Source organism: Herbaspirillum sp. RV1423, assembly GCF_000577615.1.
GTDB lineage: Bacteria > Pseudomonadota > Gammaproteobacteria > Burkholderiales > Burkholderiaceae_D > Herbaspirillum.
Genome location: NZ_CBXX010000004.1, coordinates 139,490 through 152,141, shown reverse-complemented (window position 1 = coordinate 152,141; position 12,652 = coordinate 139,490). Strand labels below are relative to the sequence as shown.

The window sequence follows — 12,652 nt, the reverse complement described above, 5'->3', positions numbered from 1 at the left end:
CCACTAACGCGAGGCCAGGCAACCGATCGGTAGCGGTAGCAGCGCCAATGCACGAGCAAAGATCATTGCGGCGATCAATTCGCCGGAAATCAGGGTTGCAGTGATGGGCTTGAAATGCATATGCAAAATTTACAATTTTTTAATTGTGCCGCCATGTGTGTCTGAGGATCCGTTCCGGATGCTCTTTCAGACCATGATCAGCGAGGAAACTGCAAAACTACAGGGGGAAACCGGGATTAGCGCGAAGCTGGTAGTAGCGTCACTAGTAGCAACGCTAGCAGGGCGCCAGCGAAGTGCGGTAGTGTGAGGGAGAATTGTGTTGCAGAGTTCATTCGGTGACTTTAGAAGATTGCCGTTTGGATTGTCAAGCTTTATCTGCCGAATCGCGAGGAAAGCGAGCCGAAACAGGCATTTTTTGTTGTTAGAATCCAAGATTCCGTCATTAACCTTCCCGTCAATCATGCCGACCATTCCTATTCATTCATGCAAGAACGCCCCGACCTGATCGTTTGCGAAGAGTGTGACGCGGTGCATCGCCGGCCGACGCTCAGGCATGCCGAGATCGCTCGCTGCCTGCGCTGCGACGCCGAACTGGAGCGCGATACCGGCAGCCGCCTGCAGCACCTGTTGCCGCTGACGGTGGCCAGCCTGATCATGTTCGTGATCGCCAACAGCTTTCCCATCGTGCAGATCGAACTGCAGGGCCTGAGCAGCCAGACTACGCTGGTCGGCGCCGTCATGGTCCTCAATACCGAAGGCATGTCGCTGGTGGCGACGCTGGTGCTGGCGACGACGATCCTGTTTCCGCTCGTACAGATGCTGATCCTGCTGTATCTGCTGTTGCCGGCGGCGCGCGATGTGCGTCGTCCGGGCGTGAAGACATTGCTGCGCCTGATGCAGATCGTGCGGCCCTGGGGCATGGTTGAAGTGTTCCTGCTGGGCGTGCTGGTGGCGCTGGTGAAACTGTCGAACATGGCGGAAGTGCTGCCAGGAGTGGCCCTGTGGGCCTTCGGCGCGTTGACGATCCTGCTGACGGTGGTGGTGTCGTTCAATCCGCGCTACCTGTGGCGGATTCTGGTCACTGCGCCCGCCGGCAATGAAAAGGGGGCGCCATGACGAACGATATCCAGGTCGCCGCGGCCGCCAACATCATTCCTTGCCACCATTGCGGCACCGTCTGGCAGGACGCCGGGCCTGACGATCACTGCGAGGTCTGCCATGCGCCGCTGCATCGGCGCAAGATCGACAGCCTGAACCGCACCTGGGCCTTCCTGATCGCCGCCTGCATCATGTACATTCCAGCCAACTTGATGCCGGTGATGACGACTACGACCCTGCTCGACGAGCAGAAGGACACGATCATGAGCGGCATCATCTATTTCTGGGTGTCGGGTTCGTGGGAGCTGGCTGTCGTTGTCTTCGTCGCCAGCTTCATGGTGCCGCTGTTCAAGCTGGTAGCGCTGATCATCCTGACGGTAAGCGCGCGTCGGCGCAGCACTTGGCAGCGATTGCAGCGCGCCAAGCTGTATCGCGTGGTGGAGACCATCGGACGCTGGTCGATGCTCGACGTGTTCGTGGTGTCGCTGCTCGCGGGACTGGTGCAGATAGAAGGATTTGCCAGGATTACCGCCGGTATCGGCGTGGCGGCTTTCGGCTCGGTGGTGGTGCTGACCATGCTGGCGTCGCTGAGCTTCGATCCCCGGCTGATCTGGGATGATGCCGAGCCTGGCGCAAGCGCCGGGAACAGGCGCCAAGAGCAACAAGAAAAGGACCGCAATGAAGGATAGCAATGAGTGAATCGACGACGCCGCAACACAAGCTTTCGGAACCCAGACGGGTACGCCAGCGCAACTGGCTGCCTTCGCTGGTCTGGCTGATTCCGATCATCGCGGCGGTTGTCGGCCTGACGCTGGTGGCCAAGATATTGATCGAACGCGGCCCGGTGATCACCATCAGCTTTGTTTCCGCCGAGGGTCTGGAAGCGGGCAAGACCAAGGTCAAATACAAGGACGTGGATATCGGCCTGGTGCAGTCGATTACGCTCAGCAAGGACCGTTCGCATGTGCTGACCACGGTGCAACTGACCAAGGAAGCAGAGAGCTTCACCGCCGACGACACGCGTTTCTGGGTAGTGCGTCCGCGTGTGGCGGCATCCGGCATTTCGGGGCTGAACACCTTGTTCTCGGGCGCCTACATCGGCGCCGACGCCGGCAAGTCGGAAGAGACCAAGAAAGAGTTCGCCGGACTCGAGCAGCCGCCGATCATCACGCGCGATACCTCCGGCAAGCAGTTCGTCCTGCATACGTCCGATCTCGGCTCGCTGGACATCGGTTCGCCGGTGTTCTATCGCCGCATCAAGGTCGGCCAGGTCGCGGCCTATGACCTCGACCAGGACGGCAAGGGCGTCACTTTGCGCATTTTCGTGAATGCGCCTTACGACAAGTTCGTCGGCATCAATTCGCGATTCTGGCACGCCAGCGGCTTCGACATGCAAATCAACGCCAGCGGTTTCAAATTGCATACGCAATCGCTGGCGACAGTGGTGCTGGGCGGGATCGCCTTCAGAGCGATCGACGATCTCGACTCCAACGCGCCAGCGCGAGAAAATACCAGCTTCCGCCTGGCCGAGGATGAAGCTGCCGCCATGAAGGAGCCGGACGGCAGGGCGCAGACGGCGCTGCTGTATTTCAACCAGTCGTTGCGCGGCCTGGAGCCGGGCGCGACGGTAGATTTCCGCGGCGTGGTGCTGGGGGAAGTCAAATCGATCGGTATTGAATACGATGACAAGACGCGCCAGTTCCTGATGCCGGTCGTGGTGGAGTTGTACCCGGACCGTCTCGGACGCAAGTTCAACGAGCAGCAACAATCCCGCTACACGCCGCGTCAACGCTTGCGCTATCTGGTCTCGCGCGGCCTGCGCGCGCAATTGCGCAACGGCAACCTGTTGACCGGGCAGGTGTACATCGCCATGGATTTCTTCCCGAACGCCGAGCCGGTGCAAGTCGACATCGATCGCACGCCGCTGGTGTTCCCGACGATACCGAACAGTCTCGATGAGATTCAGAACCAGATCGCCGATGTGACGCGCAAGCTCAGCAAGGTCCCGTTCGACAAGATCGGCGAGGACTTGCGCAAGACGCTGGCCACGCTCAACAGCACGCTGACCGGCGCCGAGCAGACCATGAACAAGCTCAACAACGACGTCGCGCCGGAAATCACCGCCGCCATGCGCGATGCGCGCAAGACGCTGAACGCTGCCGAGCGCACCTTGTCCGACGACGCGCCGTTGCAGCAGGATGTGCGTCAGACCATGCAGGAACTGTCGCGGGCGGCAGCGTCGATCCGCGTCCTGACGGACTATTTGCAGCAACATCCGGAATCGCTGATTCGCGGCAAGCAGGAGGATAAATAATGCAGCGCAGACTCACTCTTCTTTCGGCGGCGGTATTGACGTTGACGCTGGTCGCATGCGCTTCGGCGCCAACGCGCTTTTATACGCTGGCCGGTCCGACCCCGGACACGCAGACGCCGCCGGCCAGGCCCGCCGCCAGCGCAACGCTGAGCGTAATATCCAATGCGCCGCGCCAGACCTATATCGAAGTATTGCCGGTCAGCGTGCCGGAACGCCTGGCGCGCCCGCAAATCGTGGTGCGTACCGACGACACGCGTGTCGACATCCTTGAGCAGGACCGCTGGTCGGCGCCGTTCAACAACGAATTGCGCGATGCGCTGGCAAGCGGCGTGGCCAACCGGCTCGGCGCCGTCGACGTGACGCGCGGCGGTCGCCCGGCCGGTCGGCCGGTGTACCGTATCGTTGTCGAATTGCGCCAGTTGGATGCAATGAAAGGCGGCAAGGTCGATGCCGCGTTCGGCTGGACCATTACACGCAGCGACGACAACAGCAGCGCAGTGTGCCGCCTGACGGTGTTGGAGCCGGCGCCGGGAGTTGGCGTCGATGGCGTGGTGCAGGGCATGCAGCGCGCCGTCGCCAATGTCGCCAATGCGATTGCCGCCGATGTGGCGGCGTTGCGGGAAGGGAAGACCGGCGTCTGCAGCAGTTGATTGCCGTTACGCAGGCGAGGTCCATATAACAAAGGCCGCTTCATCGAAGCGGCCTTTTGTGTTGATGCAGCGCCGGCAATCAACGATTGCCGGTTTGGCGCAGATCAGCGATCGCCGTAAGAACGTCGTGCACCGCCATCGGAACGCGCGCCGCCGCCTTTGTAACCGCCGCCGCCTTCCTTGCGCGGGCCGCTGCCACCGCTTGGCTTACCGGCGAAGCTGCGACCGCCGGCATTGCCGCCGCCATTACCCGAACGCGCCGGGCCGCTGCGGTTGTCGCCAGGACGCCAGCCGCCCGGTTTGCGCGCGCTGCGTGCCGGCACCGCCGATTTCTTCGGTTCGTAGCCTTCAACGACATCGACCGGGATTGGCTGCTTGGTGAAGCGTTCGATACGTTTGACGTGCATGCCTTCGGCGTGATTGACCAGCGACACGGCAACGCCGTTGCGGCCGGCACGGCCGGTACGGCCGATACGGTGAACGTAGTCTTCCGGGAATTTCGGCAGGTCATAGTTGAACACGTGAGTGATGCCCGGCACGTCGATGCCGCGCGCAGCGACATCGGTCGCCACCAGCACGCGCACCTGGCCGCGGCGCATGCCGTCCAGCGTGCGGTTGCGGGCGCCCTGATGCATGTCGCCATGCAACGCGGCGGCGGCAAAACCGGCGATGTTCAGGCGGTCGGCAATGGTGTCGGCGTCGCGCTTGGTGGCGGTGAAGACGACCGCCTGGTCCATGGTCACGTCGCGCAGCAGGAAGTCCAGCAGGCGATTCTTGTGCGACAGGTCGTCCACAAAGTGCACGCGTTGGGAAATGTTTTCATGCTTGGTGGCGGAACCGGCGATCTGGATAATCTGCGGCGCATTGGTGATGCGCTTGGCCATGTTGCCGACGACGCCGTCCAGCGTAGCCGAGAACAGCATGGTCTGACGCGTTGCCGGCGTGGCGGCGACGATTTTTTCGATGTCGTCGATGAAGCCCATGTCCAGCATGCGGTCGGCTTCGTCCAGCACCAGGATTTGCAATTCGGAGAAATCGATCTTGCCGGAATCCATATGGTCGATCAGGCGGCCCGGTGTCGCCACCAGGATTTCCGGATTGCGCGACAGCAATTGCATTTGCTTCGGATAAGGCATGCCGCCCAGGATCGACACCGCCTTGATGCGGCGCATGTGGGCGCAGTACTTGTCGGTTGCGGTGGTGACTTGCAGCGCCAGCTCGCGGGTCGGCGTCAGCACCAGCATCTTCGGCTGGGCCGGACGGAAGCGTGGACGGTCGCCGCGTGCGCGGGCTGCTTGCGATTCCTGGTTCGGGGTCTTTGCGCCGGGCGCTGCCGGCGGCAGGGAGGCCAATTTGTGCAGCGACGGCAGCATGAACGCTGCCGTCTTGCCAGAGCCTGTCTGCGACGACACCAGCAAATCCTTGCCGGCGATAGCCGCGGGGATCGCTTGCTCCTGCACCGGGGTCGGCTTGGTATAGCCGGCGTCGGTCAGGGCTTTGATGATGGATGGGTGCAGGCCTAGTGTTTCAAAAGTCATGTTTTCTTTCGTTTATGTATGAGCGCCAGACAAATGCAATGCAGCGCCGCGATTGCCACGTCAATAACGAACGTAACGTATGGCAACGAGCGCACGGCAAATGCGGTGAACGCAAAAAAGCAACGCCAACCAACGAAATGACTATGAAAAACAAAGAAATTTCGGCACAAAAGCTTTGCGCCGGGACGGTGTCGCTTGGGACACTCAAGGCGGGAGGGCTTTTACTACGTACTGTCGTCTGTCTAGCGCGACAGTTAGGGCTTGCGAAGCTGCTAAGTGATCTGATTGCAATAGTGGTGGCGACCGGATCACGGTTTGTACATCGTATTGCGATGCACAAACCGAATCATACAGGAAAATGTCGAACTTAGCACTAAAGCCATTCGATAATTTTACTCGGAGATCCCGCCCACAACACGCGAGAAACCGCCATCCACATACGTGATTTCGCCGGTAATGCCGCTGGCCAGGTCCGACAGCAGGAAGGCCGACGCATTGCCGACATCTTCAATCGTTACGTTGCGGCGCAGCGGGGCGTGGTCGGAGACAAAACCGAGAATCTTGCCGAAGCCCTTGATGCCGCTGGCTGCCAGCGTCTTGATCGGACCGGCCGAAACGCCGTTGACGCGTACGCCCTTGGGGCCGAGCGATTCGGCCAGATAGCGCACGCTGGCTTCCAACGATGCCTTGGCCAGGCCCATGGTGTTGTAGTTCGGCACCACGCGCTCGGAACCGAGGTAGGTCAGCGTCAGCAGCGCCGAGTTCGGACGCAGCAGCGGCAGCGCGGCTTTGGCCAGGGCCGGGAAACTGTAGGCCGAAATGTCATGGGCGATCTTGAAGCCTTCGCGCGACAGGCCTTCAAGGAAATCGCCGGCAATCGCTTCGTTCGGCGCAAAGCCGATCGCATGCACCAGGCCGTCCAGATGATCCCAGGATTTGCCGAGGTCGGCGAACAAGGCATTGATCTGCTCGTCGCTGCCGACGTCGCAATCGAAGATCAGCTTGCTGTCGAATTCTTCGGCGAACTTGGTGATGCGCTCCTTGAAGCGCTCTCCGACATAGGTGAACGCCAGTTCCGCGCCTTCGCGCTTGCACGCCTGGGCGATGCCGTAAGCGATGGAACGATTCGATAACAGACCTGTGATCAGGATTTTCTTGCCTTGCAAAAATGCCATGTTGACTCCGAGTGATTCGCCTGCGATCGCGGTTGTACGCCGCGTCGTGCAAGGTGAAATAAGGGGGATTCCGGTTCTATGCAGTATATTTGCTCTTGAACTGGGCAAGATTGTAGGGGCTTGCGACGGCGGGGGCAACTTTTGGGGAGGTCGCAGGCTTGTTGTTTTGTTATTGTCTCGTCGTCGGCACAGGGGCGATTCGGTAGAATATGCAGAATATTTTGCACGCCGACAACTTTACCCGGCGTTGCAGACCAACTATTTCACGGGAATTGGACCTGACCGGCACGCATGCGTAAATTCATTCTCTCTTCACTGCTGCTCGGCTTCATGGGAGGCCTGACCGCCAGCAGTCCCGCCTTGGCGGAGCACGCTTTCTCGCTGTACGACACGCCCAAATATCCTGCCGGTTTCACCCATTTCGATTACGTCAATCCTGACGCGCCCAAGGGCGGTACGCTGTACCTGGCCAATCCGGACCGGCGCACCAGCTTCGACAAGTTCAATCCGTTTTCATTGAAAGGGGTCGCGGCAGCCGGCGTGGACAGCCTGATGTTTGAAACGCTGGCGGTCAGTTCCCAGGATGAGATCGCCACGATGTACGGCTTGCTGGCCGACGACATGAAGCTGGCTTCCGACCGGATGTCGATGACGTTCCGTCTCAACGCCAAGGCGCGCTTCAACAATGGCGATCCGGTTACTGCGGCGGATGTGAAGTATTCTTTTGAAACCCTGATTTCCAAAGGTGCGCCGCAATACAAGTCGTATTTTGCCGAAGTCAGGCAATGCGTCGTCATCGATGCACAGACGGTACGTTTCGATTTCAAAACCAGGAATCATGAATTGCCGCTGATCGTCGGCAGCGTTCCGGTCTTCTCCCGGAAGTGGGCGGCAGGCACGCCGTTCGACAACATTCAATTGGTGCCGCCGATCACCAGCGGCCCCTATGCCATCGACAACTACGACGTCGGCCGCAACATCACCTACAAGCGTCGCAGCGACTACTGGGGCGACGAGGTTCCGGCACGCAAAGGCATGTTCAATTTCGGCAGCATCGTCTATCGTTTTTACAAGGACGATCTGGCGCGCCTGGAAGCTTTCAAGGCCGGCGAATTCGACGTTGTGGTCGAGTACAGCGCCAAGAACTGGGTGCGCAGCTACAACGGCCCCAAGTTCGCCAGCGGCGAAATCGTCAAGCGCGAGCTGAAGCATCACAACGGCGCCAACATGCAGGGGTTCGTGATGAACCTGCGACGCCCGCAATTCCAGGATGTCCGCGTGAGGCAGGCACTGGGGCTGGCGCTCGACTACGAATGGCTGAACCGGCAATTGTTCTACAACCAGTACACGCGCATCGATTCCTTCTTCGCCAATACGGAGCTGGCCGCGCATGGCATGCCGTCCGACGACGAGTTGAAGCTGCTCAATCCGCTGCGCGACAAACTCGATCCCGCGGTATTCGGTACGGCGCCGCTACCGCCCGACACCAATCCGCCGCATTCCCTGCGCGCGAATCTGCTGAAAGCGCGCGATCTGCTGAAGCAAGCCGGTTGGGAATATCGCGACGGCGCCTTGCGCAATGTCAAAGGAGAGATTTTTTCTTTTGAGATTCTGGACGATCAATCCGCCATGTCGCGGGTCATCAATGTGTATGTCCGCAATCTCGAGAAGTTGGGAATCCAGGTCCATCAGCGGGTGACGGACTATGCGCTGGCGCAGAAGCGGCTGGAGAATTTCGAGTTCGACATGACCAGCCTGGCCTTCCCGGCGATCAGCAGTCCCGGCAGCGAGATGTTCGACCTGTTCAGCTCCAGGGCGGCGAATGAAAAGGGCTCCAACAATGTTTGGGGGCTGCGCAATCCTGCTGTCGATCAACTGATCAAGGATCTGGTCGCCGCTACGACGCGCAAGGATCTGGTGACGGCGACGCGGGCCCTGGACCGCGTCTTGCTTCATGACTACATCACCATTCCGCACTGGTATTCGGCCTCGCATCGCATCGCCTATCGCAGCCGTTTCGGCATGCCGGACAAGCTGCCTTTGTATTACGAGGCCAATCCCTATGTCGTGTCGATCTGGTGGGAACAGAAACCGCGATGAAACGCACCATGACAACTGAATTGATCTTATCGGGAAGCGGACGCTCATGAATATCTGGAGCTATATCTTAAAGCGCGTCTTGCTGATGCTGCCGACACTGATCGGCGTCGTCGCCATCACATTCGCCGTGATCCAGTTCGTACCCGGCGGGCCGGTGGAGCAGGCGCTGGAAGAACTCAAGGGCCGCGCCGGCGTGCACGAATCGGCGGGCGGCGGCTCGCAATACCGCGGCCGCCAAGGCATCGACATCGACCGCGTCAACGAAATCAAGGCGCTCTACGGCTTCGACAAACCGCCTGCCGAACGCTTCTGGCAGATGCTCAAAGGCTTCGCCACCTTCGACCTCGGCAAGAGTTTTTATCATCACGGCGACGTCTGGGAACTGGTCAAGTCCAAGATGCCGGTGTCGATCACGATCGGCTTGTGGACTTTCTTCCTGACTTACCTGATCTCGGTGCCGCTGGGCATCGCCAAGGCGATGCGCGAGGGCAGCGCCTTCGATTCCGCGACTAGCGCGGTGGTGCTGGTCGGCTATTCGATTCCGGGCTTCGTGTTGGGCGTATTCTTGCTGGTGGTGTTCGGCGGCGGCAGCTTCCTGCAATGGTTTCCGCTGCGCGGGCTGACATCCGACGACTGGGCGGCCTTGTCGCTGTTCGGCAAGATCAAGGATTACCTGTGGCACATCACCTTGCCGGTGATCGCCTCGGTGGCGGGTTCGTTTGCCGTGATGACCATGCTGACCAAGAACACCTTCCTCGAGGAAATCCGCAAGCAATATGTGCTGACCGCGCGCGCCAAAGGCCTGAGCGAAAACAAGGTCTTGTACAAGCATGTGTTCCGCAACGCGCTGATTCCGCTGGTGACCGGATTTCCGGCGGCGTTCATCGGCGCCTTCTTCGCCGGCAGCCTGCTGATCGAGACGCTATTCTCGCTCGACGGCCTCGGCTTGCTGTCGTACGAATCGGTGATCCGGCGCGACTATCCGGTCGTGATGGGGACCTTGTACCTGTTCACGCTGATCGGCCTGGTGGTGAAACTGCTCGGCGATCTTTGCTATGTATGGGCCGATCCGCGCGTCCAGTTTGAAAGCCTGGCCAAATGAGCGCGACGATTCCGACTTCCTCTCCTTCGATTTCTCCGGGCCGCCGCATCTGGCTGCGTTTTCGCCAGAACCGCAGCGGCTACTGGAGCCTGGTCATTTTCCTGGTGCTGTTCGTTGCCAGTCTGGCCGCCGAACTGGTGTCCAACGACAAGCCGCTGGTGGCGAGCTATCGCGGCAAGATCCTGTTCCCGATCGTCCATGACTACTCAGAGAAAGCCTTCGGCGGCGATTTCGAGTCGCCGGCGGATTATCTTGATCCCTTTATCCAGGACCAGTTCAGGAAGGACGGCAACTGGGCTATTTATCCGTTCAATCACTATCGTTTCGACACGCTCAACTACTTCGCCAAACAACCGAATCCGGCACCGCCGTCTTCCGAGAACTGGCTCGGTACCGACGACCGCGGGCGCGACGTGTTTGCGCGCCTGCTGTACGGCTTCCGCATTTCCATCCTGTTCGGCCTGGCGCTGACGGCCACCGGCGTGGTGCTGGGTTTGCTGGCCGGCGCGGTGCAGGGTTACTTTGCCGGACGCACCGATTTGTTCATGCAGCGCATCCTGGAAATCTGGGGTTCGATGCCGGAGCTATACCTGCTGATCATTTTTTCTTCGATCTTCGAACCGAGCATCGGCCTGCTGCTGCTGTTGCTGTCGCTGTTCGGCTGGATGGGGTTGTCGGATTACGTGCGCGCCGATTTCCTGCGCAACCGCAATCTTGAATACGTGCAGGCGGCGCGCGCGCTCGGCTTGTCGAACCTGCAGATCATCTGGCGCCATGTGCTGCCCAACAGCATGACGCCGGTGGTGACGTTCTTGCCGTTCCGCATGAGCGCCTCGATTCTCGCGCTGACCAGCCTCGACTTCCTCGGCCTCGGCGTGCCGCCATCGACACCCAGCCTCGGCGAATTGCTGGCGCAGGGCAAAAACAACCTCGATGCCTGGTGGATCGCCTTGTCGACTTTCCTGGTGCTGACCGTGACCTTGCTGCTGCTGACCAATATCGGCGACGCCCTGCGCAATGCCCTCGACGTGCGGAGGAAAGCATGAGTCTGCTCGAACTCCGCAACCTGTCGGTGCGCTTCGGCAATGCGACCGTCGTCGACGACGTCAGCTTCAGCATCGAACCCGGCGAGAAGTTCGGGCTGGTCGGCGAGTCCGGTTCCGGCAAGACCGTGAGCGCCTTGTCGGTGCTGCGCCTGAACCAGGATGCGCATTACGGCGGCCGGATCCTGTTCAACGGCGAAGACATCCTGACCAAGAGCGAGGCCGCCATGCGTGGCGTGCGCGGGATGGATGCGGCGATGATTTTCCAGGAGCCGATGACGGCCCTGAATCCGCTGTTCACCATCGGCAACCAGATCGCCGAAGTGCTGATGCTGCACGAAGGCCTGAGCGCCAAGGCGGCTGCGCGGCGCACCGTGGCCTTGCTGGAAAAGACCGGCATCCCCGAACCGGCGCGGCGCGCGCTGGCGTATCCGCACCAGCTTTCGGGCGGCCAGCGCCAGCGTGCGATGATCGCGATGGCGCTGGCTTGCCATCCCAAACTGCTGATTGCCGACGAACCCACCACAGCGCTGGACGTGACGATCCAGGTGCAGATTCTCGAGTTGCTGAACCAATTGCAGCGCGATGAAAACATGGCGGTGCTGTTGATCTCGCATGACCTCAACCTGGTCCGCCATTTCGCCGACCGCGTCGGCGTGATGGAAAAGGGCAAGCTGGTCGAGTCCGCGACCACCGAAACGCTGTTCGCAGCGCCGCAACAAGCCTACACGCGCAAACTGCTTGCGAGCCAGCCGCACCGCCACGTTGAGGACGTGGCGACGGCCGCGCCGGTGCTGCTGACCGGCGAACGGCTGCGCTGCACGTTTTCGATCAGACTGGGCTGGTTGCGCAAGAAAAAATTCGCCGCCGTCGACGACGTCGACCTGAGCCTGCGCAAGGGCGAGACGCTCGGCATCGTGGGCGAATCGGGTTCGGGAAAATCGACGCTGGGCATGGCCTTGCTGCGTCTGTCGACCGCCACCGTCGAAGGCCGCATTCGTTTCGACGGCAAGGAAATCAGCGCCATGTCCTCGGGCGCGGTGCGTCCGCTGCGCTCGCTGATGCAGGTGGTGTTCCAGGATCCTTACGCATCGTTGTCGCCGCGCCGCACGGTCGAGCAGATCGTCGGCGAAGGACTGGCGCTGCATCAGCCGCACCTGAGCGTCTCCCAGCGCCGTGCAGAAGTCGTTGCCGCCTTGCAGGACGTCGGTTTGTCGGAAGACATGCTGCAACGTTATCCGCACGAATTTTCGGGCGGCCAGCGCCAGCGTATTGCGATCGCACGCGCCGTGGTGCTGAAGCCGGAACTGTTGCTGCTGGATGAGCCGACCTCGGCGCTCGACGTCACCGTGCAGCAGCAGGTGTTGCAACTGCTGGCGCAACTGCAGCGCAAATACAGGCTCGCCTATCTGTTCATCAGCCACGACCTCGCCGTCATCCGCGCCATGGCGCATCAGGTGCTGGTCATGAAAGATGGCAAGGTGGTCGAGAGCGGCCCCGTCGGGGCGGTGCTGCAGCACCCGTCGCATGCTTATACCCAACGCTTGCTGGCGGCCGCCACGTATGCCGCGGATCCATCGTCGGAAGCCGTGCCGCCGGCATAGTAGTCAATTCGGCAACTTTCTCTCTCGG

10 protein-coding genes are annotated in these 12,652 nt (G+C 60.6%); 8 read left to right on the top strand and 2 right to left on the bottom strand.

Annotation, left to right across the window (positions count from 1 at the left end; genetic code table 11):
• Positions 1-483: 483 nt before the first annotated feature.
• From RV1423_RS05475 to RV1423_RS05460, 4 genes are read left to right on the top strand one after another with little or no spacing between them, the layout of a single operon-like run.
• Positions 484-1,116, top strand: a complete 633-nt coding sequence (locus RV1423_RS05475; protein ID WP_034294081.1) for a paraquat-inducible protein A — start codon at positions 484-486, stop codon at positions 1,114-1,116.
• Positions 1,113-1,787, top strand: coding sequence for a paraquat-inducible protein A (locus tag RV1423_RS05470; RefSeq protein WP_051516497.1), 675 nt, complete (start codon positions 1,113-1,115; stop codon positions 1,785-1,787). Before RV1423_RS05475 ends, RV1423_RS05470 begins: the two co-directional genes overlap by 4 nt.
• Positions 1,788-1,789: 2 nt before the next feature.
• Positions 1,790-3,412, top strand: a complete 1,623-nt coding sequence (locus RV1423_RS05465) for an intermembrane transport protein PqiB (RefSeq protein ID WP_034294079.1) — start codon at positions 1,790-1,792, stop codon at positions 3,410-3,412.
• On the top strand, positions 3,412-4,062 hold the full coding sequence (locus RV1423_RS05460; protein WP_081768706.1) for a membrane integrity-associated transporter subunit PqiC: 651 nt from the start codon (positions 3,412-3,414) through the stop codon (positions 4,060-4,062). Before RV1423_RS05465 ends, RV1423_RS05460 begins: the two co-directional genes overlap by 1 nt.
• A gap of 104 nt (positions 4,063-4,166) precedes the next feature.
• Here RV1423_RS05460 and RV1423_RS05455 read toward each other — a convergent pair whose 3' ends face one another.
• Positions 4,167-5,600 carry a DEAD/DEAH box helicase gene (locus RV1423_RS05455; RefSeq protein WP_034294075.1) on the bottom strand — a complete coding sequence of 478 codons (1,434 nt, stop codon included), beginning with the start codon at positions 5,598-5,600 and terminating at the stop codon, positions 4,167-4,169.
• Positions 5,601-5,992: 392 nt separating this feature from the next.
• Positions 5,993-6,775: an enoyl-ACP reductase FabI gene (gene fabI / locus RV1423_RS05450; RefSeq protein ID WP_034294073.1), complete on the bottom strand. Its 783-nt coding sequence runs from the start codon at positions 6,773-6,775 to the stop codon at positions 5,993-5,995.
• A 291-nt stretch (positions 6,776-7,066) separates the two neighbouring features.
• On the opposite strand from fabI, the gene RV1423_RS05445 reads away from it, so the two are divergent.
• From RV1423_RS05445 to RV1423_RS05430, 4 genes are read left to right on the top strand one after another with little or no spacing between them, the layout of a single operon-like run.
• Positions 7,067-8,875, top strand: coding sequence for an extracellular solute-binding protein (locus RV1423_RS05445; protein WP_034294071.1), 1,809 nt, complete (start codon positions 7,067-7,069; stop codon positions 8,873-8,875).
• A gap of 46 nt (positions 8,876-8,921) precedes the next feature.
• The gene (locus RV1423_RS05440; RefSeq protein WP_034294069.1) at positions 8,922-9,977 is read left to right on the top strand and encodes a microcin C ABC transporter permease YejB; all 1,056 of its coding nucleotides are present in this window, start codon (positions 8,922-8,924) and stop codon (positions 9,975-9,977) included.
• Positions 9,974-11,023 carry an ABC transporter permease gene (locus RV1423_RS05435; RefSeq protein ID WP_034294067.1) on the top strand — a complete coding sequence of 350 codons (1,050 nt, stop codon included), beginning with the start codon at positions 9,974-9,976 and terminating at the stop codon, positions 11,021-11,023. The genes RV1423_RS05440 and RV1423_RS05435 overlap by 4 nt, the downstream gene beginning before the upstream one ends.
• On the top strand, positions 11,020-12,624 hold the full coding sequence (locus tag RV1423_RS05430) for an ABC transporter ATP-binding protein (RefSeq protein ID WP_034294065.1): 1,605 nt from the start codon (positions 11,020-11,022) through the stop codon (positions 12,622-12,624). The genes RV1423_RS05435 and RV1423_RS05430 overlap by 4 nt, the downstream gene beginning before the upstream one ends.
• The last annotated feature ends 28 nt before the right edge of the window (positions 12,625-12,652 follow it).

Excerpts from the sequence above, each read along its gene's own strand:
- RV1423_RS05475 (WP_034294081.1), top strand. The coding sequence starts at position 484 with ATGCAAGAACGCCCCGACCTGATCGTTTGCGAAGAGTGTGACGCGGTG.
- RV1423_RS05470 (WP_051516497.1), top strand. The coding sequence starts at position 1,113 with ATGACGAACGATATCCAGGTCGCCGCGGCCGCCAACATCATTCCTTGC.
- RV1423_RS05465 (WP_034294079.1), top strand. The coding sequence starts at position 1,790 with ATGAGTGAATCGACGACGCCGCAACACAAGCTTTCGGAACCCAGACGG.
- RV1423_RS05460 (WP_081768706.1), top strand. The coding sequence starts at position 3,412 with ATGCAGCGCAGACTCACTCTTCTTTCGGCGGCGGTATTGACGTTGACG.
- RV1423_RS05455 (WP_034294075.1), bottom strand. The coding sequence starts at position 5,600 with ATGACTTTTGAAACACTAGGCCTGCACCCATCCATCATCAAAGCCCTG.
- fabI (WP_034294073.1), bottom strand. The coding sequence starts at position 6,775 with ATGGCATTTTTGCAAGGCAAGAAAATCCTGATCACAGGTCTGTTATCG.
- RV1423_RS05445 (WP_034294071.1), top strand. The coding sequence starts at position 7,067 with ATGCGTAAATTCATTCTCTCTTCACTGCTGCTCGGCTTCATGGGAGGC.
- RV1423_RS05440 (WP_034294069.1), top strand. The coding sequence starts at position 8,922 with ATGAATATCTGGAGCTATATCTTAAAGCGCGTCTTGCTGATGCTGCCG.
- RV1423_RS05435 (WP_034294067.1), top strand. The coding sequence starts at position 9,974 with ATGAGCGCGACGATTCCGACTTCCTCTCCTTCGATTTCTCCGGGCCGC.
- RV1423_RS05430 (WP_034294065.1), top strand. The coding sequence starts at position 11,020 with ATGAGTCTGCTCGAACTCCGCAACCTGTCGGTGCGCTTCGGCAATGCG.